At 34.3% G+C, this 23,943-nt stretch carries 26 protein-coding genes; 6 read left to right on the top strand and 20 right to left on the bottom strand.

What is annotated here, in order from left to right:
- Positions 1-34: 34 nt before the first annotated feature.
- The 12 genes from citF to Q428_RS04765 form a co-directional block, all read right to left on the bottom strand.
- The gene (gene citF / locus Q428_RS04710; protein ID WP_035378680.1) at positions 35-1,573 is read right to left on the bottom strand and encodes a citrate lyase subunit alpha; all 1,539 of its coding nucleotides are present in this window, start codon (positions 1,571-1,573) and stop codon (positions 35-37) included.
- A gap of 36 nt (positions 1,574-1,609) precedes the next feature.
- Complete coding sequence (locus tag Q428_RS04715) at positions 1,610-2,482, bottom strand: HpcH/HpaI aldolase/citrate lyase family protein (protein WP_035378683.1); 873 nt, start codon at positions 2,480-2,482, stop codon at positions 1,610-1,612.
- Between the two features lie 12 nt (positions 2,483-2,494).
- Positions 2,495-2,758 carry a citrate lyase acyl carrier protein gene (gene citD / locus Q428_RS04720; protein WP_035378685.1) on the bottom strand — a complete coding sequence of 88 codons (264 nt, stop codon included), beginning with the start codon at positions 2,756-2,758 and terminating at the stop codon, positions 2,495-2,497.
- Between the two features lie 31 nt (positions 2,759-2,789).
- Positions 2,790-3,347 carry a Fe-S-containing hydro-lyase gene (locus tag Q428_RS04725; RefSeq protein WP_035378687.1) on the bottom strand — a complete coding sequence of 186 codons (558 nt, stop codon included), beginning with the start codon at positions 3,345-3,347 and terminating at the stop codon, positions 2,790-2,792.
- Between the two features lie 67 nt (positions 3,348-3,414).
- Positions 3,415-4,257 (bottom strand): fumarate hydratase, encoded by an 843-nt coding sequence (locus Q428_RS04730; RefSeq protein ID WP_035378689.1) that lies wholly within the window; start codon positions 4,255-4,257, stop codon positions 3,415-3,417.
- A gap of 145 nt (positions 4,258-4,402) precedes the next feature.
- Positions 4,403-5,656 carry a methylaspartate ammonia-lyase gene (locus Q428_RS04735; protein WP_035378690.1) on the bottom strand — a complete coding sequence of 418 codons (1,254 nt, stop codon included), beginning with the start codon at positions 5,654-5,656 and terminating at the stop codon, positions 4,403-4,405.
- A 103-nt stretch (positions 5,657-5,759) separates the two neighbouring features.
- Complete coding sequence (locus tag Q428_RS04740) at positions 5,760-7,217, bottom strand: methylaspartate mutase subunit E (RefSeq protein ID WP_035378693.1); 1,458 nt, start codon at positions 7,215-7,217, stop codon at positions 5,760-5,762.
- A 21-nt stretch (positions 7,218-7,238) separates the two neighbouring features.
- The gene (glmL, locus tag Q428_RS04745; RefSeq protein ID WP_035378695.1) at positions 7,239-8,627 is read right to left on the bottom strand and encodes a methylaspartate mutase accessory protein GlmL; all 1,389 of its coding nucleotides are present in this window, start codon (positions 8,625-8,627) and stop codon (positions 7,239-7,241) included.
- 32 nt (positions 8,628-8,659) lie between these two features.
- Entirely contained in the window at positions 8,660-9,067 is a 408-nt protein-coding gene (gene glmS / locus Q428_RS04750) for a methylaspartate mutase subunit S (protein WP_035378697.1), read from the bottom strand.
- 21 nt (positions 9,068-9,088) lie between these two features.
- Positions 9,089-10,057: a GntR family transcriptional regulator gene (locus tag Q428_RS04755; RefSeq protein ID WP_035378698.1), complete on the bottom strand. Its 969-nt coding sequence runs from the start codon at positions 10,055-10,057 to the stop codon at positions 9,089-9,091.
- A 212-nt stretch (positions 10,058-10,269) separates the two neighbouring features.
- Entirely contained in the window at positions 10,270-10,848 is a 579-nt protein-coding gene (locus Q428_RS04760; protein ID WP_035378700.1) for a hypothetical protein, read from the bottom strand.
- A gap of 139 nt (positions 10,849-10,987) precedes the next feature.
- Positions 10,988-11,584, bottom strand: coding sequence for a radical SAM protein (locus Q428_RS04765; protein ID WP_035378702.1), 597 nt, complete (start codon positions 11,582-11,584; stop codon positions 10,988-10,990).
- 101 nt (positions 11,585-11,685) lie between these two features.
- Between Q428_RS04765 and Q428_RS04770 the strand changes: the two genes are divergently transcribed.
- The 3 genes from Q428_RS04770 (at position 11,686) to Q428_RS14805 (ending at position 12,820) form a co-directional block, all read left to right on the top strand.
- Positions 11,686-11,967: a LysO family transporter gene (locus tag Q428_RS04770; RefSeq protein ID WP_035378704.1), complete on the top strand. Its 282-nt coding sequence runs from the start codon at positions 11,686-11,688 to the stop codon at positions 11,965-11,967.
- Entirely contained in the window at positions 11,964-12,563 is a 600-nt protein-coding gene (locus tag Q428_RS04775) for a LysO family transporter (protein ID WP_035378705.1), read from the top strand. The genes Q428_RS04770 and Q428_RS04775 overlap by 4 nt, the downstream gene beginning before the upstream one ends.
- Positions 12,564-12,652: 89 nt before the next feature.
- Complete coding sequence (locus tag Q428_RS14805) at positions 12,653-12,820, top strand: DUF1540 domain-containing protein (RefSeq protein ID WP_242847769.1); 168 nt, start codon at positions 12,653-12,655, stop codon at positions 12,818-12,820.
- A 26-nt stretch (positions 12,821-12,846) separates the two neighbouring features.
- On the opposite strand, the gene Q428_RS04780 is transcribed toward Q428_RS14805, so the two are convergent.
- Positions 12,847-13,410 (bottom strand): TetR/AcrR family transcriptional regulator, encoded by a 564-nt coding sequence (locus Q428_RS04780; RefSeq protein WP_035378707.1) that lies wholly within the window; start codon positions 13,408-13,410, stop codon positions 12,847-12,849.
- A gap of 222 nt (positions 13,411-13,632) precedes the next feature.
- On the opposite strand from Q428_RS04780, the gene Q428_RS04785 reads away from it, so the two are divergent.
- The 3 genes from Q428_RS04785 (at position 13,633) to Q428_RS04795 (ending at position 14,799) form a co-directional block, all read left to right on the top strand.
- Positions 13,633-13,977: a hypothetical protein gene (locus tag Q428_RS04785; protein ID WP_035378709.1), complete on the top strand. Its 345-nt coding sequence runs from the start codon at positions 13,633-13,635 to the stop codon at positions 13,975-13,977.
- Between the two features lie 47 nt (positions 13,978-14,024).
- Positions 14,025-14,258, top strand: a complete 234-nt coding sequence (locus Q428_RS04790; RefSeq protein ID WP_035378711.1) for a hypothetical protein — start codon at positions 14,025-14,027, stop codon at positions 14,256-14,258.
- Positions 14,259-14,370: 112 nt separating this feature from the next.
- A complete protein-coding gene (locus Q428_RS04795) occupies positions 14,371-14,799 on the top strand; it encodes a hypothetical protein (RefSeq protein ID WP_035378713.1) in 429 nt (142 codons plus the stop codon).
- Between the two features lie 92 nt (positions 14,800-14,891).
- On the opposite strand, the gene Q428_RS04800 is transcribed toward Q428_RS04795, so the two are convergent.
- The 7 genes from Q428_RS04800 to tig form a co-directional block, all read right to left on the bottom strand.
- Positions 14,892-15,614: a CPBP family intramembrane glutamic endopeptidase gene (locus Q428_RS04800; RefSeq protein WP_035378716.1), complete on the bottom strand. Its 723-nt coding sequence runs from the start codon at positions 15,612-15,614 to the stop codon at positions 14,892-14,894.
- A gap of 67 nt (positions 15,615-15,681) precedes the next feature.
- Positions 15,682-16,266, bottom strand: coding sequence for a ribosome biogenesis GTP-binding protein YihA/YsxC (gene yihA / locus Q428_RS04805; RefSeq protein ID WP_035378718.1), 585 nt, complete (start codon positions 16,264-16,266; stop codon positions 15,682-15,684).
- Positions 16,266-18,587 carry an endopeptidase La gene (gene lon / locus Q428_RS04810; protein WP_035378720.1) on the bottom strand — a complete coding sequence of 774 codons (2,322 nt, stop codon included), beginning with the start codon at positions 18,585-18,587 and terminating at the stop codon, positions 16,266-16,268. The genes yihA and lon overlap by 1 nt, the downstream gene beginning before the upstream one ends.
- 247 nt (positions 18,588-18,834) lie before the next feature.
- Positions 18,835-20,520 (bottom strand): ATP-dependent protease LonB, encoded by a 1,686-nt coding sequence (lonB, locus tag Q428_RS04815; protein ID WP_035378722.1) that lies wholly within the window; start codon positions 20,518-20,520, stop codon positions 18,835-18,837.
- 114 nt (positions 20,521-20,634) lie between these two features.
- Complete coding sequence (clpX, locus tag Q428_RS04820; protein ID WP_035378724.1) at positions 20,635-21,936, bottom strand: ATP-dependent Clp protease ATP-binding subunit ClpX; 1,302 nt, start codon at positions 21,934-21,936, stop codon at positions 20,635-20,637.
- A gap of 17 nt (positions 21,937-21,953) precedes the next feature.
- Positions 21,954-22,541 (bottom strand): ATP-dependent Clp endopeptidase proteolytic subunit ClpP, encoded by a 588-nt coding sequence (clpP, locus tag Q428_RS04825; protein WP_035378727.1) that lies wholly within the window; start codon positions 22,539-22,541, stop codon positions 21,954-21,956.
- 83 nt (positions 22,542-22,624) lie between these two features.
- Positions 22,625-23,917 (bottom strand): trigger factor, encoded by a 1,293-nt coding sequence (tig, locus tag Q428_RS04830; protein WP_035378728.1) that lies wholly within the window; start codon positions 23,915-23,917, stop codon positions 22,625-22,627.
- Positions 23,918-23,943: the final 26 nt, after the last annotated feature.

Below are 23,943 nucleotides of genomic sequence, written 5' to 3' on the forward strand. Positions count from 1 at the left end.
TCACGTTTTCTATGCAGTCTTTTTATTTTTTTATTTATTTAACTTTCTTAACTACATCAATTACTGTACCGTCTCTATATTCAACAATTGCAACTATCTCATCATCCAGTTGGATTTTTTCTGGTTTTCCTGTCATATCCTCTGCTATCTTTTTAAGTTCCTCAATTGTCATAACAGGTAAATTTGTTGTCTTTAATTTTTCAATCAGGTCTGTTCTTCTTGGGTTTACTGCAATTCCTCTTTCAGTTACAATTACGTCTATGGATTCTCCAGGAGTTGTAACCGTTGTACATTTATCTACAACTATTGGAAGTCTTCCCTTAACAAGCTGTGTAACTATAATAGCAAGTTTTGCTCCAGCCGCTGTATCACTGTGACCTCCTGAACCACCCATTATTACACCATTTGAACCTGTTGTAACGTTTACATTAAAATCAACGTCTATCTCAGTAGCTCCAAGTATCATTACATCCAGATTATTTACAACTGCTCCTCTATTGTGTGGATTTCCATACATTGAAGCAGACATTCCCTGATGAGCCTTATTATTCTTATAAGATTCAATTGCCTTTAAATCAAAACATTGTACGTCAAATATGGATCTGAACAATCCTTCTTCAAACATCTCTACAATATATCCAGTTACACCACCTGCTGCAAAACTGCCTTGGATTCCCTTTTTCTTCATAAGTTCTTTAACATAAGCTGCAACTGCAAGGGAAGTTCCTCCCGCTCCTGTTTGGAAGGAAAAACCATCTTTTAAAAGACCTGATGCCTCAATAACCTGTGAAGTCATTTTAGCTATCTTAAGTCCAACTGGATCCTTGGTTATTCTTGTTGTACCTGATACTATTCCCTTTGGATCACCAATTGATTCAACAGCTACTACGTAATCTACATATTCCTGTTGTATATCTATTGGGCATGCTGGATAAGGAACTAGATTATCAGTTACAGCAACAACCCTATCTGCATACATTGCATCTGGAATAGCGTATCCTAAGGTTCCACATGCTGCTTTTCCTTCAACACCATTAATGTTTCCATATGTGTCAGCTGTTGGCGCTGCAATAAAAGCTACATCGATGTGTAAATCACCAGATTCGATTGCTCTTGCTCTTCCACCGTGAGTATGCATAACTGCTGGATTTTTAAGTAATCCCTTTGATATTGCCTCAGCAACTGGACCAGACATATAATTTGCATATACTCCAGTTATAACACCACTTTTCATCAGCTCAACCATTGGTGCATGAACAGGGAATATTGAACTTGCTGCAACCTTTATATCCTTTAACCCCATCTTTGCAACTTCCTCTAAAACCATGTTTAAAACATAATCCCCGTTTCTTAAATGGTGATGGAATGAAATTGTTGCTCCATCTTTAAGATTACATTTTTCAATTGCTTCCCTTATTGTTGAAAGTACCTTTGTTTCACCAGGCACTGCACTTTTTACCCTGACTTCTTTTTTCGTAACTTCACCTAAATTATTGAAGGCACCGCCAAATGGCTTAACTTTACCGTATCCTTCAACAAATTCAGGAATTTCTCTTCCTAAAATGTTTTTCATGTTCTTCACTCCCTTTGTAAACACTACAGAGTAGTTTTATATTAAACCTGCTAGTCTTGCTGTGTTTAATGTAGTCTGTGCCCTTGCTATTATTGGTGCATCAACCATCTTTCCATCTAATGAAAATACACCCTTACCTTCTCTTTTAGCCTCTTCCTGAGCCTCCATTACCCTCTGTGCATATCTGATTTCAGCTTCAGTAGGAGCATATACTCCATGGATAGTATCTATCTGTCTAGGATTAATAGCTGCTTTTCCAGTCATACCAAGTGATTTAGCCCTTGTTATATCCTTTATGAATCCTTCCATATCTTCCATATCAGCAAAAGGTGTGTCTATTGCAGCCACCTTACAGGCTTTACATGCAGTTGCAACCCTGCTTCTGGCATAGAATATTTCTTCACCTTCCCTTGTTCTTTTTATTCCAAGGTCTGCTGTTAAATCTTCTGCACCAAGAAGCATTCCAATAATTCTATCCGATGATTGAAGGATGCTGTATACGTTTTCAAGTCCGTAGGCTGACTCTATTAAAGCAAAAAGCTTTATACTTCCCTTTTCAAAACCTTCTTCTTCCTCAATTTTATCTAATTTTTCACTTACTGATTTAATATCTGCTTCTGTTGCCTTTGGAACCATTATAGCATCTGGCTTAACCCTCCCAATTACATCTAAGTCTTCATACCCAAATTCTGTACCTAGGGGATTTATTCTTACTACAACCTCAGAATTATAGAAATTAACGCTCTTTATTGCATTTCTAACAAGAATTCTGGCTGAATCCTTTTCCGTTAAACTTACTGCGTCTTCTAAGTCAAGAATAACGCTGTCCGCACCAAGTATCCCTGCATTTTGAAGCATGCTTGGATTGTTACCTGGCATAAAAAGCATAGTTCTTCTAAGCCTTTCCATATATATCACTCCTTACATTCCTCTTTTAACAGCAGTCTCAATTCTAGCCCTTATTGTATAATCAAGGGCACCTCTGTCTTTAGCCGTAACTACTGCATCTTCAACACCTAATTCTTTAAGGGTTTCCATTATGACAGTTTTAATTTGATTACCAAATTGAGTCATAACAATACTCTCGAGGTTTAATATAACCCCACCTTCATCATTTGGCTGAACCATTATATAAATATCATTTGATTCCATAGTCCCTGCCTTAGCTGGTTTTTGTATCTTCATAAACTCACCTACTTTGTATTTTTTTCATTAGTTATTTTGTACTGTTAAGATATTCCTTTTGTCCAATTTCATAGAAGTTATTTCCCTCTGAGTCGATAACAACTACAAGTGGTAAATCCTCAACATAAAGTTTTCTGATTGCTTCTGCTCCTAAGTCTTCATATGCAATAAGTTCTGCACTTTTTACACATTTAGCAGTTAATGCAGCTGCTCCACCAATGGCAGCAAAATAAACAGCACCATGTTTTTTCATTGCTTCTACAACACTTGCATCCCTTTTTCCTTTTCCTATCATTCCATTTAAACCAACTTCAATAAGAGCTGGTGAGTAGGCATCCATTCTATATGAAGTAGTTGGACCTGCTGAACCTATTGGCTGTCCTTCCTTAGCAGGTGTTGGTCCAACATAATAAATTACCTGATCTTTAATGTCAAATGGAAGTTCTTTTCCTTCCTTTAAAAGTTCAACAAGTCTTTTGTGTGCTGCATCCCTTGCTGTATAAATATATCCTGAAATCAATACGCTGTCTCCAGCCTTTAAATCCTTTAACATTTCATCTGTTAATGGAGTTGTTATTCTCTTTTCCATAATAAATCCTCCCAAATCAAAAATCTTATCCGCTTCTAACCTCTAACGTCTAACTTCCTGCATCTGTTTAAAAATGCACTTCTGCATGTCTTGTAGCATGGCAGTTGATGTTTACTGCAACAGGAAGACCAGCTATATGAGTTGCAAAGGTTTCAATATTTACAGCAAGAGCTGTTGTTCTTCCACCAAATCCCTGTGGTCCGATTCCCAGATTGTTTATAGCTTCTAATAATTCAGCTTCAAGGTTTGCATAGAAAGGATTAGCATTTCTTTCGTCAGTGGATCTTAATAGGGCCTTTTTTGCTAAGTATGCAGCTTTGTCAAATGTTCCACCAATACCAACACCAACAACGATTGGAGGACAAGGATTTGGTCCTGCTTCTTTAACAACCTTTAGAACAAATTCCTTAACACCCTCTAACCCATCAGATGGTTTTAACATTTTAAGCTGGCTCATATTTTCACTTCCAAATCCCTTTGGAGCAACTGTAATCTTAAGCCCATCCCCTGGTACAACATTGTAATTTATTATAGCTGGAGTATTATCCTTTGTGTTTATTCTTTCAATTGGGTCATTAACTACTGACTTTCTAAGATATCCTTCTGTATAACCTTGTCTTACACCCTCATGTATTGCTTCTTCTAAACTTCCACCTACAATATGAACATCCTGTCCTATTTCTACAAATACTACTGCCATACCAGTATCCTGACACATTGGCATATTTTCATTTTTAGCAATATCTGCATTTTGCACTAGTATATCAAGTATTCCCTGAGCTATAGGGAATGTTTCTTTTTCCTTAGCCTCTTCAAATCTTTTTCTCATATCATCTGTTAAATAGTAATTGGCATCTATACAAAGCTTTTTAACTGCTTCTGTAATCTTTGATACATGTATTTCTTTCATAATTTTAACCTCCATTTTAGGAAAAGTATTTTTTATGCATTAAAAAGTCAGAAGTCAGAGATAAGATATCAGAGCAGCTTAACTCTGACATCTATCCCACAACCTCTGACTTACAACTGTCAGAACTAAATATTTCTATTTATTATTATGCTCTTTTTGCTCTTGCATTAATAAGTGCAAGTACTCTGTTCATTTCATTGTTAACTATCATGTATCCTTCGTCAACACCCATACCTGGTTTTGCTAGACATTGGTCAGCACCACAAGCTATAGCGATGTTAGTACATACTTGAGCTGATCTATCTGTTTCGTTACATGTTCCACCGCAGTATGCTCCTACACCGTGTTTCTTACAATATAGTATTGATTCAGCAATGTTGTTAACACCACCAAGGTCAGGAGTCTTGATTTGAATCATGTCAGCTGCTCCTTCATCAACGAACATCTTTATATCTTCCCAAGTGTTGCACCATTCGTCAGCAACTAGTTGAACATTGATTCCTTTTTCTTTTAGAGCCAATCTTAGAGCTTTAAGAGCAGCACATTGTCCTTCTCTGTTTTCAACGTCCATTGGTCCTTCGATTCTTAATTGAAGTGGTGCAGCTGCCTTTTCAAGTTCTCCAAGGTAGTTAGCCATCTTTTCTGTATCGTTGTCAAATGCTAAACCTATTGTTCCATACACGTCTATGTGTAGAACTGGCATATATGATTCGCTAGTTCTTAGCTTCATTATTCTTTCTCTTAACCACTTAACATAGTCTAGAAGTATTTCTCCGTTCTTTCCAAGTTTTGTTTCAACATGGTTTATTAATGCGTGTGGAAGAACGTCAGCTCCCTTTATTATCATCTTGTCAACGTTGTCGTATCTGTCGTCACCTGATTGAGTGAAGATTGGAACTCTCTTGAACTCAACGCATGTATCGTATTCTTCTCTTATTATTTCTGCCATTGTAACCTTCTTAGCCTTTGCTGCTGCATCAAGTAAAGCCTGAGTTACACCGTATCTGATTGCAGTGTGTAATCTTTGTCCGTTTTCTCTAATCATTGAATCTATTTCTTCTGCTAATGCTCTAAATCCAGTAATTTCTCTTCCTATAAGTTTTGGAGCGATTTCTTTTTCAATAACTGGTATAAAGTCTGCTGCTAAGAATAATGGGTCTCTTCCGCCTGCTCCTGAGTATTGAACTGCAGCACAATCTCCATGAGCCACTTGACCATCCTCTAATACTAAAAGTACTGATATTGATTCTCCCGCTTGTCTTATTTGAGTAAAGCCTTCTGTAACAGGTTCTCCAACATATGTGAATCCATCATGTCCTGCACCTTTTTTAATTGCTCTTTGGTCATCGAAATAAAATCCTGTTCTACCTGCTGAACAAATAACGTCAATAATCTTCATTTTATTATCCCCCATTCTTTTGTTAATCATTTATTTTATCAATACTTATTTTAGTTTGGCGGATTGCATATTTTCTATGCAATCCAGCATTATTTTTTGTTTATTACTTGTTTTCTGGTCTTCCTACAAGAACACCCTTACCAACTGCAAATATATCATCAACAACCATTTGGAATGCAACGTCTCTTCCTTCGTATCTTCCTCTTTCTTCAAGAAGTGATCTATGGAAATCTAAGATGTCCTTTGTAAATGGTATGTTACCAGCATTTAAAATTCTAACAGCTCCGTTGTTATCTCTTGCTGGAAGAATTACACCAGCGTTAAACTTACTTGGAGCAAATGGTATATCAAGTATTCCTTGTTCAAATGCTTTAACTGTACCAACAGCAAGGTCTCCGTTACCAACTTCAAATACCTTATCAAGTATGCACTTAGTTTCAGCTTTAATTAAAGCTATTTCTGCTTCTAATTCCTTTGACATTGGAAGTCTTTGTCCTCTTAATAGGTTTAATGTCTGCTTTGTAGCCTTAATACCCATTGCATTTGCTTCTTTTGTTGGTATACCTACTGCTTCGTGAGGAGTTTTAACAATAACCTTTGTTGCTCCTGCTAATGCAGCTGTTGCTGAACCCCATGATATAACTCCGAATGCCTTTGATTCATCAGCAGGGAATCCACCCATCCATTGATGGAATACTGTTGTAAGTTCGATATCGTTGTATCCATAAGCTTTGAAGTACTCCTCAGCTTGTTCTACAAGTGCTCTTATAGCTGCAACGTCTTGTATTAAATTACCACATTGTCCGTATCCAAGAGTTATGTTCTTTACTCCTTGTTCTGCAGCTAAAAGTCCTTCAATTATTGCAACTGAGTTTGATATACATGGTGGTACTAAAGTTCCTGTTAAAGGTCCGAATGGCTCTCTGTTTATTTTTATTCCCATTTCTTCATATATACCAGCTACTCTGTCACAGTATTGCCAATCAAGTATTGTCTTTTCTAAGCTTACACTCTTTGCATATGGTATGTTGTAAGAAATACCGCCACCTTCGTTTGATGTCCAACCTGAAGCATGAATTATTTCAGTTAATAATCTTGCATCTGGTGTACCGTGTCTTGCTTGTAGTGGTAGGTTAACTGCTTCAAATACCTTTCTACATCCCTTAACTCCATGGTTAACTCCTGGGAAACCGTTAAGTAATGAACGTCCAGCCTTTTCACTTTCCTTTATACCAACTTCACATTCATTATATCTGTTTTGTCTTGTATAACTGTCTATTGTTGATGGAAGTAAGTCTGCTCCACCTTCATCCTGAAGGTATGTAAGAAGTTCGATATGAGCATCAACTAAAGCAACACCCGCTCTTGGTTGTGCAAGAGTTATTCCTTCTTCCTTTGCTTTCTTTAGTTTTAATGAAAAGTTCTTATGCTCTGGAACTTTCTTTAAATAATCTGCTGCCTCTTGAAAATCTATTTCCTTTCCAGTTGGCCATTGATTTAATACTTCTTCCCTTACTTTATAAAACTGCTCATCGCTCCATTTTTTATTTTTTAATTCCATGGTTATTCCTCCTGTTTTTTATTATGCTTTCACAAGATACTTCTTCATTATCCTTACTGCCTTATCTGGATATTTCTGGGCAAGTAAACCCATAGCTGATAATATATAAGTTCTGTCAATTAATACCTGTGGATTAATTGGCTTTAAGAAATTTGGATTTTCTGTGTCAAATGTACCAGCTTTTAGTATTCTTTCAGGATGAGGGCTGTGAACAAGAACCCCTCCTGTTCCAATTAAATATTTAACATTCAAAAGATCTTTTCCAACCTGAGAATAAATAATGCCCATTGGTGTATAAACACTCTCAATTTGTCCAACATGTCTTTCCATTGCAATCTCAGTTGCTGTCATTCCAAGGGCTTCATCAAATTCTATTTCTTCTTGTGTCTGTGGAATTACATTAACGTTTTGCTGCAGATATTTACATCTCTCTTCTATATCATATTTGGTATCTGGAATGAACTTTTTTATTCTCCTGGTTCCCGCTGCTTCCCAAAGAGATGCTGAACTAACTCTCATACCAAGGTCACCTTCAACGGTTCTTTTTGCATAGGGTTCCTGAAGTCCCCTCAGGGTAACACCTGGTTTTGTTGGCTCACCTGATGCAATTGAATGAACGTCCGTTGTTGCTCCGCCTATATCTATTATTACAAGCTCACCTATACCCTCTTCTTTATCACTTCCATCTGCAAGTGCCTGTGCTGCTTTAAGTACAGCCGCAGGTGTAGGCATCAGTATACCGCTAATAAAGTTTTCAGCATTTTTCATTCCCTTTGCTTCAACTATTTTTGCCATGAATATTTCTCTGATTACTTCTCTTGCTGGCTCAACATTTATTGTGTTAAGTCTTGGCATAACATTTTCTGTAGCCTTATAAAAAACATCATTAGCCTTAAATATATCCTCTATTTCATCCCTTGCGTTTTTATTTCCTGCAACAACTACTGGTATATCTTTAATATGCTCTGCAATAAGTTTTGCATTGTGTATTATACAATCCTTGTTTCCACCGTCAGTTCCACCAGCCAATAATATAATGTCTGGTTTTTTATCAAGAATTTCCTTCATTTCTGTCCTTGATAGTTCATAGCTGTAAACACCTAGAATTCTTGCCCCTGCCCCAAGTGCTGCCCTTTTTGCTGCCTCTGCCGTAAGCTCTGGCACCAGCCCAATGGCAATCATCTTAAGTCCACCTGCTGCACTTGAGCATGCCAGCTTATCAACGAAATTAACATTAAGGCCCTTCATCTTTTCTTCAAGCTTCTTATAGGCATTATTAAAACCTATCATTATATCGCTTTCAACTGTTGTTAAATCCTTTGCAGTTGCTATTATCTCTTCATTTTCAATATCTACAGCCGTAAGTTTTGTATAGGTACTGCCAAAGTCAATTAATAATATGGCATCCATTTTTATCACCTTCAAAATTTATTCCAGCTTTATTACCAACCTAAGTCTTTCTTTAAGTCATTTATTGTTGTTTGTGGAGATGTTCCTGGTGGGTATGCTCTGTTGAATCCCATATCTAAGAATCTCTTTTCAACATCACTCCATTCTTGTTTACCAACAACCAGATTTCCACCTGCATATAGAAGTATTCCCTTAAGACCTGCTTCATCACACTTTTCTCTTAATCCTCTACAGTCAATTTCTCCATGTCCGTATAGTGATGATACTATAATTGCATCTGCATTTGTTTCTATTGCTGCATTAATGAAGTCTTCCTGTGAGCTTAAAACACCAATGTTTTCTACCTGAAATCCTGCTTCTGTAAATGCATGGTATAAAATTTTGTTTCCAACTGCATGACAGTCTGCACCTATTACTCCTAAAACTAGTTTGTTTTTCATGTTTTTTCCTCCCCCGAAAATTTAAATATGTTTTTTGATTTCTATTATTTTGCTTATTATAGCTTTGACCGAACCTTGGTCAAGGGTATAGTCAAAGCTTATTACCTCTTTTTTGCCAGCAGCTAATTCTTTTACTTCCTTTCGCCTTCCTGGTGAGACTATTATTACATCTGAATTATCAACTACTGCCTTAACGTCTTCTAAATTCCTGCTTGTTGTAACATTGAAATGTATGTTCTCAATCCCAGCTGATTTTAGAGCATTTTCAACTTTAAAATGAAACTCCTTTGATAAACACACAAATCCAAACTTTGTATATTTAGAATATCTTGCTATCTTAACAATCGTTTCAAGACTTGGATTAATGGCAACTCCAAAAACTTCCTTGCCACTGCCTGATGTTAATTGTCGTACTTCATTAACGTGATTAAAGGTTGCGATTATCAGTTGAGCCTGCTGTAATGCCTTTTGTGTTTCTTCGTTATTTTCCTCTAAGTCAGATATAATCTTAGGAATTACATTTAAGTTAGTATTCCTGTTTAATTCCTTTGCAAATTCCCTGGCCTGTTCAATATTACATTCCACAAACACTGCATTGACTTTTTTAATTATTTCTTCCTTTTCCTTTATTCTTAGTTGAACCAGTGCCAAATATTCCTTTGTGCTTAAGCCCATCTCAAGAGCTTCTTCTAAGCCTAAATCTATTATTTTCATTAGCTTGTCCTGTAAATTATGCTGTTTCCAAGATTTAGCCTCTTCAGCAACAAAAGTTCCTCTCCCCTGATATGAAACCAATACACCTTCCTGTTCTAAAAGGTTATACGCAGCACTTACTGTGTTTCTACTTGTATTAAGCTTTTCTGCCAGCTCCCTCTCAGTTGGCATCTTTTCGCCAATCTTAAGGTTTCCATTTTTGATTTCACTCATTATTTTATTCTTCAACTGAATATAAATTGGCACTCCACTCTTTCTATCTATCGTAAAATTCATTTTATCACTCCTAAAGGACTAAATGGCTCAGTTGATTAATCCAATTGTATTTTATCATAAATCTAAATTTTTTGAAACTTAATTTTCTGTCAAATTTAGTCGTATTTTTACTGTATGGTTCTTTATAGACGATTATTTGAATTTATGCTCTTATTTTAAGCTTTTTCAGGCTTTTTTATACAAAGAAAAAAGAGCCATTTGGCTCTAAATTTTTAAGAAGTTATTTGAATATTATTTGTTATTTTGTCATATTTTAGCATCTGGATTGTTTGCTTAAGTCCATTAATCCTTTTAATATATTTGCTTAATCCATTAGTCATTTCATTAAGTTTTTCTGTACATTCCTCAATAAATTCTTCCTTATTCAAATCTTTAATTCTTACATCAAATACATTTTCATATCTAACACCAGTCATACTTATATATAATATCCTGGAATTCACTACAATTCTGATATCCTTTATCCATACATCCCTTGAGGAACTATTTTTATCGGATACAACTGATACCCTTTCTATTTCCTCACCTAGATGTTCCTCTATAGATTGTATCAGCACTTTATACATATAATATGAAGCTTCTTTAGGTTTTCTTATATTCAGTATATCCCTGTTTTTTATAAGTTTTTCTTCCCATCTTGCTTCAAATATAAACTCAACTTCATTGAATTCTGCAGCCACAATTTCACCATTATCAGAAACTCTGCCTGCTATTAATTCACTGTTAAGAAATTCTACATTAATAACTGAGTCATAATATTCATGATTTTTGTTAATTATTCTCCCTTTCATAATATACCCCCTGCATCCCATTTAAAAACAATATATTGATTATAACAGTGTCTTATTTCATATTCAAATGTAATTAGTTCCTTACATTCCATAGAAAAACTTACTATATTTAATGAAGAAGTATGTAAATTAAACAATCTTATTTAAATTTTATCTCTTTATATTCAATATCCTTCCAATTGTTTTTGTTATCGTAAAGTAATTCGAAGTTAATTTTTATCCTGCCAAATTCTTTTTTTATATCCTTTAAAAGCTGAAATGTTATCATATCTGAATCTTCCTTAAGAGAGTTTGAAACCACAACAGAACGGATTGAAACTTCCAGCCCAGCCTTTTTAATCTTTTCAATTGCATTTAAAATTATATCTTTGTTAATGAAGATAGAATGAAAATAATCATATTCAATAATTACTTCATTAAGGCCAAGACTTTTTAAATCATTCAGTGTGTCCAGATAATAGTCTATATATCCCCAATATCCGTTTGTTGTGATATACTTTTTACATTCTAAAGAATTTATTTTTTTCATATACTTAAATACAGTGCCAATATGGAGGAATGGCTCTCCCCCTTCTATTTGAATAAAATCACTGAACCCCTGGTTGTAAGCCTTAAAAACCTCCTGCTTAAAGGTTTCTATTGGCATAATACCTTTTATATGTGGACCACATTTATATTTACAGGAATTACACATTATATTACAGTTATATGTAAAATAAACCTTTATTCCCTTCACACAAATCCCCCTATACAATAACATTTTCTCCTCTTTTAATTTCCCCCTATTGTAAAGAATGTAATAAGATGTAATAATATAGACAAGGGGGGGTATTAATTATGTGGCTTATCATTGTAAGTCTTTTTTTGGGTGTTGTTATTGGTATTTTAAATTTCATCCCACAGAAATATATCAAATATAACTCCAAATTTCAACAAATAGGGGTTGTTTTGCTGTTATTTTCTATGGGAGCTTCAATTGGTTCTAATAAAAGGATTCTCAATAATTTCAGCCAGATAGGACTAAAATCAATTGTATTTGCAGTTTTTACAAGTATTTTCAGTATTATTATTGTTTACATTGTAAGTCTTAAATTGATGGGAGGGGATGAGAAAAAATGATGTACATAATTCTGATATCTTTGATATGCGGTATTTTATCTGGTTATTTTATTCTGCCGGAGAATATTATTTCAAGCCTTGATTCTATTGCATCCTTTGCCCTTAATCTGCTGATACTCTCAGTAGGAATCGATTTAGGTCTAAACAAAGAAGTTTTTTATAAATTAAAGAAAACCGGCTTTAAAGTTCTCTTGGTTCCATTATCAATAATATTTGGCAGTTTAATTGGCGGCTTAATTGCTGGTTTTATATTTAACATGCCTTCAAACCTTAGTCTTTCAATTGCTTCTGGCTTTGGTTGGTATAGTTTGTCTGGTGTAATACTATCTAACATATGCGGTGCCGAAGCTGGTACTATTGCATTTCTTACCAATGTCTTTAGAGAACTCTTTGCAGTTTTAACTATATCATTACTTGCAGATAAATTAACAAAAATCACTGCCATTGCTCCTGCTGGTGCAACTTCGATGGATACTACTCTTCCACTTATAGCAGAGGCTACTGATGAAGAAACCGTTGTTATTTCCTTTATAAATGGAGCATTGTTATCATCATTGGTTCCTATTTTAGTTCCATTACTGTATAACCTGAAATAACTATTCTTATATTAAAATTCCTAAATTAATAGTATATCTTTACCCTCTTTTGTAAAAAATAAGCATGAGTATAAAAGGAGGGATATCATATGATGAATAATTTAAAATGCACAGTTACTAATTGTGCTTACAACTCAAATACTTATTGTACTGCTGAAAACGTAAAGGTTGATGCCTGTGGTGACGGATTTGTAAACTCTGCTGACGGAACTGCTTGCAGAACATTTAAACCAAAAAACAATAACAACATGAGATAAATAAAAACCCCAAAAGGGGTTTTTATTTATCTCCCGATGCCTCTCATTACAAACCCCAACAGTGTCTCTGTCAATTGGCTTATATCCTTTTCTTTATGTATTAAGCTATATACCACTGTAGAAGTCATTACTCCAAAAAAGTTAAAGGCCATTATCTCCAAATTATCATCTGCTATCAAACCATCATCAGCTGCTTCTTTCAAAAACCCTTCAATTAGTTTAAAATATCTGGATAATACATTTCGAAGCTGATGCTGTCTTTCCTCGTCACCCCACAGTTGACTAAGCATTGTTTTAAAAAATTCTAGATGATTTATTGCTAACTGCATCTGAATTTCACAAACTGCACGTAATTTATTAACTGGATCAAGCATGTTCTTTGTCTTTTCATTTATTTCATCTTCTATTCTCTTTACACCTTCATCAATTATGAACTTAAAAATATCTTCTTTACTTTTAAAATGATAATACAAAGTACCCTTTGCCACTCCAGCCATATCTGCTATCTCATCCATAGTAGATTTATGGAAACCTTTTTGTGAAAAGGACTTAATTGATGCATCAAAAATAAGTTTCTTAGTTTTATTCACCAAAATCACCCCGTTACTAGTATAAATAGATTATGACATAAATTATTAATTTGTACAACTCAGTATAAATATTTTTACAATTTTTCAGTTTTCCTACAGTCTACTTAAAATAAAAATTAAATCCTGCCTTCTATTTTGTAACCACTTTATCATCTCCGTCATAAATTAATATTAGATACAGGACATTTTAGACTAATATATAGGAAAGTGAGGGAGTGATGTATGGATCTAAATGGATTATTAAGTGGATGTGGAGGATTTGGCAGCGATAGTAACTCATCAAATAAACTGATTATATTTTTAATAATTCTCTTCATAATCTTTGGATTTGGTAACTGTGGATTTGGAGGATTTGGATTTGGGAACTGTGGCTGCTATGATGATTGCTGCTGTTCATCTAAACATCATAAACATCGTAAACACTGCTGCTATGACGATTGCTGCTATGGAGGATATGGCGGATTTGGAGGATTCTTTGGAAATGATGGTTTCTTTGTACTTTTGATAATTGCCCTTATCTTCTTACTCGGCAGATGTAACAACAATGAATCAGTAACAACTTGCTGAACATAAATTAATATATTAACCACAAATGTGGTAAAGGGGGTTATATTATGTCATGTAGAACAAGAAACTTTGGTGGAGCTAGCTTTTGTAACTTACTAGTATTACTTCTTATCATCCTTCAATTTACAAAGAAAGATCATGGTAACCTTGGTTCAGTTGAAGGTGGATGCTTCCACACTAACAACCAGACTATCGACAACAGCACACTCTTTGTAATCGCATTATACCTTTTAATTTGCGGATGTGGCTGTGGTTCAACAAACCTTCTATGCGGAAGGTAATAATGTAGCTATTAATAACCAACATTTGTAGTCTACACGTGTTGTTATTAATGGCTGCATGTGGGGATGGTTAATCCATTCCCATACATAAATCTATGAAAGGAGTATTGTAATGGGTCACCATCATCATAGAAGAAAAGATAGAATGGATTCTAATAACAATGATAACTCCATAAACAATATGGATGTTTCATCAATACCTAACCTGATTAATAACAATAATTTAAATCAAGCTCTTAATTCCTTAGGTGGTACAAATAATCAATCTATACAAAATCTATTAAAGGGTGTAGATGTAAATCAGATATCATCATTATTATCCCAATTAAACCTGTCACCACAATATGAAGGAAATGTACTTAGTGATAACGATCCACGAAGGGAAATCCTTAATTCTCTAAAATCCTTTTTACCAGAGAATAGATGCAGAATAATCGATGAAATAATAAATCTGTATAGCCTGAAAACCGTTATAGATAATGCTATTCCTCAAAACCAAAATAAAAAACCTTCAAATAACACAAATAATGATGAGGATTAATATAACCTAAGTTCATCACATAAAATCATGCTGAGAGTTATTTAATTACTTAAAAAACCAGGGAAGAAAAATTCTTCCCTGGTTTTTTAACATTATGTTAAGTTAACACCATATATTTTCGCTAATATAATAAGTATTGTAGGAACGAAATTGAAAATAAAATGATTTAACACTGCCGCCCTGTATCCATATTTTTCATATAAATAACAGTTGTAGATACCTACTGCAAAAAAACTTACTGTACCGGCTAAATTAAAATGTACCAAGGTAAACAGTGCACTGGTCAATATACTTGATGATATTTTTCCTATTTTTTTAGAAAATCCCTTATATAAAATATGCCTGAACACATACTCCTCTACAACAGGAGCAAATATAACAGTAATAAAAGTTAAAATAATCACCACAGTCCAATTGCTATTATTAAATACCTTAATCACCTCTTGGGGCTCGGGTTTAATTCCAAGCAGCTGAATCAGGTTTACAAATACAACATTTATATATCTTACAACAATATTAAACAGCAGTGCATTTAATACTATTTTTGTTTTATGTCCCTTTATATTTCTAAAATTATATAAATCAACATCTTCCCTGTTGTTTCTATTCATGGAAATCAGGGTTATAATCACTGCAACAAAGGGTATAAAATTTTGTGTAAAGACAGTGGCTGTCAGATAAATTATAAATAAAACAGATGCCATTGTTTTATTTAAATTTCTGAAGGCATATTTTCTCATAGAAAACCAAATAGGTATTCCTATTATCGATACTATCAATGCTGTTTTAAGATATTCTAATAAGTTATTTTCCATATTCATCTCCTAGTTATATTAATAATCATTACACTTTATTTTACCATATTTTTAAAACTTATACATATCATAAACAGCATTTTTCTATTTCTGCCAATAGTTCATCTTTTCCCTGCCTAGTTTCTGAGGAAAAAGGAATGAAAACATCATCCTGGCTTAGCTGAAGCTCCTTCTTTATCATAGCTATATTTTTATATAGCTGATTTTTTGATAATTTATCAGCCTTTGTTGCAACAACAACTATTTTACAGCCAGAATTTTTCATCCAATCATACATTATTTTATCATCAGCTGTTGGATTATGCCTTATATCCACGAGCAAAACAACCAATCTCAGTTCCTCTCTATGATTTAAATAATCTTCAATCATTTTACCCCACTTTAATTTTTCTTCCTTAGATACCTTTGCATATCCGTATCCTGGAAGGTCAACTAAATAAAGTGCATCGTTAATGTTGAAAAAATTTATTGTCCTTGTTTTTCCTGGTACTGAACTGGTTCTAGCCAGTCCTCTTCTATTTACCAATGTGTTTATCAAAGAAGATTTTCCAACATTCGATCTTCCACATAAAGCTATCTCTGGTAAACCATCCTTAGGATATTGTGCTGGTGCAACTGCAACTGTAGCTATTTCAGCCTTTTTTATTAACATTATACTTCCCCCTTAAGTGCTACTTCTAACACCTGTTCAACTTTTTCTGCAAAAATAAATTTGATTTTTTTCCTTATATTATCTGGTATCTTATCTATGTCTTTTCTGTTTTCCTCTGGAAGTATAATAGTATTAATTCCAGCTCTGTAGGCTGCTAAAGCCTTCTCCTTAACACCACCTATAGCAAGAACCCTTCCTGTTAATGTTATTTCTCCAGTCATAGCAATATCACTTCTTACAGGCTTTTTAGATAAAGCTGAAACCATTGCCGTTATCATAGTAACACCTGCTGAAGGTCCATCCTTAGGTACTGCACCCTCTGGAACATGAATATGTATGTCTGTATTTTTATAAAATTCTTCATCTATTCCATACATTTTACTGCAAGCCCTTACGTAGCTGTACCCAGCCCTTGCAGATTCCTTCATTACATCTCCTAGTTTTCCTGTCAGTTCAAGTTTACCTGTACCTGTCATTACTGCAACTTCAACAGGCAGTGTATCTCCTCCATATGCAGTCCATGCCAGACCCATTACCACACCTATTTGGTCTTTTCCAGATTTTTCTTCATATTTGTATCTCGGTGTTCCCAGATATTTTGTAAGATTCTGTTGGGTTATTTTTATTTTTTTCTCTGGATTCTTGGCTACTTCAATTGCAGCCTTTCTACAAATTGAACCTATTTTTCTCTCTAAATTTCTTACTCCAGATTCTCTAGTGTAAAGGTTTATTACATCCTTTATTGATTTATCTGAGAATAAAACACAGTCCTTCTTAAGTCCATTTTCCTTGACTTGTCTTGGAATCAAGTAGTTTTTACAAATGTTTATTTTTTCTTCATCGGTATATCCCGATACCTCAATAATTTCCATTCTGTCAAGTAATGGCCTTGGAATTGTATCAACCGAATTAGCAGTTGTTATAAACAAAACCTTTGATAAATCAAATGGCAACTCTAAATAATGATCCCTGAATGTTGAGTTTTGTTCTGCATCTAAAACCTCCAAAAGTGCATCTGCTGGATCACCCTTAAAATCTGAACTCATTTTATCTATCTCATCCATTAAAAACACAGGATTTTTCGATGTTGCCTGTTTCATTCCATAGATGATTCTGCCTGGTATAGCACCAATATATGTTTTTCTATGACCTCTTATTTCTGCTTCATCCCTGACTCCACCTAAGGAAATTCTTACAAATTTTCTTCCCATTGCATTAGCAATAGAACGGGCAATTGAAGTTTTTCCTACTCCAGGAGGTCCAACAAGACAAAGTATTGGGCCCTTCATATTTTTGTTTAGCTTTCTAACAGCCAGATATTCTAGAATTCTTTCCTTTACATCCTTTAAACCAAAATGTTCTTTTTCTAAAACTTCACTAACTTTATTTATATCATCAACGTCCTTAGTTTCCTTACTCCAGGGCAAATCTACTACCCAATCTAAATATGTTCTGATAACACCACTCTCAGGACTTGAAACACCTAATTTTTCAAGCCTTGAAATCTCATAAAGTGCCTTTTCCTTTGCTTCCTTTGGTAATTTTGCCTTGTCAATTTTCTTTTTATATTCTTCTACCTCTGCCTGTATACCATCTCTATCTCCCAATTCTTCCTGTATCACCTTAAGTTGCTCTCTTAGATAATACTCTTTTTGCATTTTATCTATTTTTCTCTTTACCTTTGAGCCAATCTTCTTCTCTATTTTTAATATATCTATCTCCCTTGATAATATTTCAAGAAGCTTGTTTAATCTGTCTATCTGGTCAACAGCCTCTAAGAGTTCCTGTTTCTGCTCTTGTTTTAACATCAGATAAGAAGTTATTATATCCCCTAGTTTACCTGGTTCCTTAATATCTTCTATAGTTGAAATCACATCATCAGGTATAGTATTGTTTTGATTTATGTACTCTTCAAATCCAGCTATTACCTGCCTCATAATAGCTTCTACTTCCACTGTTATTTCTATTTCTTCCTCTTCATGAAGAATTACCTCTGACTGAAAATAAGGTTCTTCTTTAAGTACCTCCTTTATTTCAGCCCTGTACAATCCTTCAACAAGTACTCTTATGGTATCACCTGGAAGTTTTAGTATCTGCTTAATCTTTGATACTGTTCCAATTTTATATATATCCTCAACAGCCGGATTATCAACTTTATAATCTTTCTGACTTACAAGAAAAATCTTTTGGTCATTCACCATTGCTTCCTCTAGGGCAAGTATTGACTTTTGTCTACCTACATCAAAATGTAAAACCATATGTGGGAAAATTGTCATTCCTCTTAAAGGCAGCAATGGTAATATATTTTTATTACTGTTCATACTATTCATCTCCTTTCATGGCAGAGATATGCATTTTCGGTATGGCTTATAATATTATACATTATAGTATAAATTTTTTTCAACTGAAATAAACCCATATATAGTATTTTCATATTTTATGGCTGAGAAACAAATCAATTCGTTACCAAAAATCATCATAACGAACTTTAATAATGTCCCTCAGCCACAATTAAGAATAGCTTTGTAAGCCATTTTTATAATTGTATAAATTATAGATTCTCTAAAGTTAAGATGCACTTTCAGCAGATAATATATCAACATTAGATTTGTTGTTTATGTTATATGTATTGTTTTTATTAACATCAAAGATTAAAGCCTCCTTAATAACCTCTTCTATTCTTTCAACTGCAACGATGTTTATACCATAATCTTTAAAGGTTTCCTGCCAGTTGCCCTTTGGTATTATAACCTTTGTTGCTCCTGCTTTTTTAGCTGCTTCAATTTTTGCAATAACACCACCTATAGGCTTAACAAATCCTCTTATTGATACCTCTCCCGTCATTGCAACTTCATTATTTATAGGAATATTTAATATTGAACTATAAATTGCTGTTGTTATGGTAACTCCTGCAGATGGTCCATCAATTGGAATACCACCTGGAAAATTTACATGTATATCATAATTTTTGGTATCAACCTTCAGCTGATTATTTAATACTGTTATTACGTTGTCAATAGCTGCTTTAGCAGTACTCTTTCTTTTTAGTTTTTTACCATAGGAACCTGTTTCTTCTTCTTCTATTATTCCTGTAACAGTAACTTTTCCTTCAGAATTATCTGTCTTAACTGCACAGGCCTCAATCTCTATTAATGTACCCATATTAGGTCCATATACTGCCAGCCCATTTGCATATCCAACCTGAGGTTTTTTCTCAATTTTCTTTTCAGGCCTTGGATTATAGTTACCACTTTCAATAACCCAGTCAATATCCTCTTTTGTTATTGTATCACGATTTTCATTAATAGTAATACCACCGGCAATCTGAACAATATTTACCGCCTCTCTGCCGTTATTAGCATATTTGCTGACTTCATCCACTGCATCATCATCTATCTGATATCCGCCCTTAATTGCTGCATTCTTTGCAATTATTTTAATTTCATCAGGTGTAAGAGCTCTGAAATAAATTTCTACACACCTGGATCTTATTGCTGGTGGAATATCTTCAGGGTTTTTAGTTGTAGCTCCTACCAATCTAAAATCTGCAGGAAGGCCATTTTCAAAAATATCTTTTATATGGGTAGGAATGTTACTATCCTCTGAGCTGTAATATATACTTTCAAGAAATACCTTTCTATCTTCAAGTACCTTTAATAACTTATTCATCTGTATAGGATGAAGCTCACCTATTTCATCAAGAAATAATATTCCACCGTTTGCCTTTGTGACTGCCCCAGGTTTAGGCTGAGGTATTCCTGCAACTCCTAAAGGGCCTGCTCCCTGATAAATAGGATCATGTACTGAACCAATTAACGGATCTGCTATACCCCTATCATCGAATCTCACAGTTGTTGCATCTACTTCAACAAATTTAGCGTCCATCTTAAAGGGAGATATTGGATTCTTTTTTACTTCCTCTAACACGAGTCTTGCTGCAGCTGTTTTTCCAACCCCTGGAGGACCATATATTATTACATGCTGTGGATTGGGACCACACAGAGCCGCTTTTAAAGCCTTAATACCCCTTTCCTGACCAATTATTTCTTCAAAATTAGATGGGCGTGTTTTTTCTGAAAGGGGTTCAGTTAATCTTGCCTCCCTCATCTTTCGTAACTTTTCCAATTCCTTTTTGCTTTCCTTTTCAATACTGATTTTTGTAGACTGCTGTGCTTTAAGCAAGTTATAAAAATATAGACCAATGATAGTTGTAAAAATTAAATTTATTATCCCTAATAATTGACCACCGTACATTTTATCCCCTCCCTTATTATTCAATTTTAGTATGTACTAATAAGGGAAAAATATTCAAAAAAGGAAAAAGAGACTGTGGCATTAGCATTTTTTTAAATGCTAATGCCACAGCTCCTATGAAACATCTTCATTGTCAGCCTTAAGCTTATTCTTCCTTCCTGATTTACCTGTTATTTTTTTATTACCTTCACCAATAACAAGCTTTGGTGGCTGTTTATTTACAACCGTATCATGGGTTACGTGACACTTAACTATATCATTTCTTGAAGGGATATCAAACATAACCTCTAACATTATGCTTTCCATTATTGCCCTTAACCCTCTTGCGCCTGTCTTTCTTCTTAAAGCTTCGTCAGCAATAGCCTCAAGTGCTTCATCCTCAAAATTAAGTTCAACTCCATCCATTTCAAACAATCTCTTATACTGCTTAACAAGTGCATTCTTTGGCTCTGTTAATATTCTTATCAAAGCTGCCCTGTCTAATGAACCTAGTGTAACAACAATTGGCAATCTTCCTATAAATTCAGGAATTAATCCGAACTTTAAAAGATCCTCTGGTAATATCTGTTTTAAAATTTCGCCAACATCCTTTTGTTCTTTACTTTTTACATCTGCCCCAAAGCCTAATGCAGTTTTATGGGTTCTCTTCTCAATAATTTTTTCTAGACCATCAAATGCTCCACCGCATATAAATAAAATATTGGTGGTATCAATTTGAAGAAATTCCTGGTGTGGGTGTTTACGTCCACCCTGTGGTGGAACACTTGCTACTGTACCCTCTAAAATCTTAAGCAATGCCTGTTGTACACCCTCTCCTGAAACATCTCTGGTAATTGAAGGATTTTCAGATTTTCTTGCGATTTTATCTATTTCATCTATATATACGATACCTTTTTCTGCCCTTTCAATATCGTAATCTGCATTTTGAATAAGCTTTAGTAAAATGTTTTCAACGTCTTCTCCAACATATCCTGCCTCAGTTAAAGTTGTTGCGTCTGCTATTGCAAAGGGTACATTCAGTAGCTTTGCCAGTGTCTGAGCTAGCAACGTTTTACCTGAACCTGTTGGACCAAGAAGTAGAATATTGCTTTTTTGTAGCTCCACATCATCGTTTTTAAGCTTTGGTGAATTAATTCTCTTATAATGGTTATATACTGCTACAGCTAAAGACTTCTTTGCATCATCCTGACCAATAACATATTGATCTAAAAAGTCCTTTATTTCCTTTGGTTTTGGTAAATCTGTCAGGTCTAATTCCTGTTCAACTTCAAGTTCTTCTGTAATTATTTCAGAACACAGTTCTATACATTCATCACAAATGTATACTCCAGGTCCAGCTATAAGTCTTTTAACCTGGTCCTGATTCTTTCCACAGAAAGAACATTTTAGCTGCTTTTTATCATCTAGTTTTGACATCCTCACACCCCGCAATACTACTTACTCTTCTTGGTGATAACCTCGTCAATTAAACCATATTCCAGTGCCTCTTGAGCAGACATGAAATTATCCCTGTCTGTATCCCTTTCAATTTTTTCAAGTGGTTGACCTGTTCTTTCACTTAGAATTTCATTTAATTTTTTCTTTGTCTTTATGATATATTCTGCATGGATTGCTATATCTGATGCCTGACCCTTTGCTCCACCAAGGGGCTGATGAATCATTATCGTACTGTTTGGCAGTGAAAACCTCTTTCCCTTAGCACCAGCAGCTAATAAAAATGCTCCCATGGAAGCAGCCATTCCTGTACATATTGTAGCAACGTCTGGCTTTATATAATTCATTGTATCATATATTGCCATACCAGCAGTTATTGAGCCTCCTGGACTGTTAATATATAAATAAATATCCTTATCTGGATCTTCAGCTTCTAAAAATAACAATTGTGCGACAACCAAGCTTGCTGTTTGGTCATTTACTTCATCACCAAGAAAAACTATTCTCTCCTTAAGTAATCTAGAATAGATATCGTATGATCTTTCTCCTCTACTTGTTTGTTCAACAACCATTGGAACCAAACTCATATTAATCCCCTCCAATTCTTAGATTTAAAGCAATTGCCAAGTTTATTCTTGGCAATTGCTTTTTATATTAATTTTTATTTATGTTATGCTACTATTTTGCTGTTGTTAACAAGGAATTCTATAACCTTATTATTAACTAGTTCTTCTTCAATTATTGGTCTTTCTGTTCTTAAAATAGTTTCTTTAACCTTTTCAACGTCCTTTGAACCGTAAATGTTTGCTATTTCTTCTGCTCTCTTTTCTACATCTTCTTCTGAAACTGTTATGTTTTCAGCTTTTGCAATTGCTTCAAGAACAAGATTTGTTTTAACTTTGTTAGCTGCAACTTCCTTAAAGTCATTCTTTATAGTATCCATTGTTATTCCCATAAGTTCAACATATTTTTCTACTGTTAAACCTTGATATCTTAATCTATAGTCTAAGTCCCTTACCATAAATTCTATTTCTTTTTCTATCATAACTTCTGGAATTTCAACTTCTGAAGATTCAACAGCCTTTTTAACAACTTCATCTTCAAAATCTCTCTTTGCCCTTGCTTTGTTTGATTCCTCTTGTTTCTTTCTTATATCTGACTTTAATTCTTCTAAAGTATCAAACTCAGAAGCATCCTTTGCAAATTCATCGTCTAATGCTGGAAGTTCCTTAACCTTTATTCCCTTTACAGTTACTTTGAATAATGCTGGCTTACCCTTTAATTCTTCAGCATGATAATCTTCTGGGAAAGTTACATCCACGTCTACAGTTTCTCCAATTTTAGCTCCAATTATTTGTGCTTCAAATCCTGGGATAAAAGTATTTGAGCCTATCTTAAGGTCATAATTTTCTCCCTTTCCACCTTCAAATGCTACTCCATCAATAAATCCTTCAAAGTCAATTACAGCTATATCACCCTCTGCAACTTCTCCATCCTCTTTGTTGATTATTCTAGCACTTTTTTCTCTCATAGCATTTAATTGTACTTCTACATCTTCTTCAGTTACTGGATATTCGATTTCCTTTGCTTCTATGTTTTTATAATCCCCAAGCTTAACTTCTGGCTTTACTACTACCTTTGCAGTGTATTTAAAATCAACTTCTTTACCAATTTCAACAATGTCTATCTCAGGATAATCAACAGGTGATATGTTGTTTTCCTTTATAGCCTGTGGATAAGTTTCTTCACAAACTATATTTATGGCATCTTCATAAAATACACTTTCACCGTACATTTTTTCAATAATAGCCATAGGTGCTTTACCTTTTCTAAAGCCTGGAACATTAAATCTATTCACATTCTTAGAATATGACTTTTTAATAGCATCTCTAAACTTTTCTGCTGGAACTGTTATTTCCAATTTCACTACATTTGTTTCTATTCTTTCAACAGTGCAATTCATTTTTTTTCCTCCTATTCTTGACTATG

It is taken from the genome of Fervidicella metallireducens AeB, assembly GCF_000601455.1.
Taxonomy (GTDB): domain Bacteria; phylum Bacillota; class Clostridia; order Clostridiales; family Caloramatoraceae; genus Fervidicella; species Fervidicella metallireducens.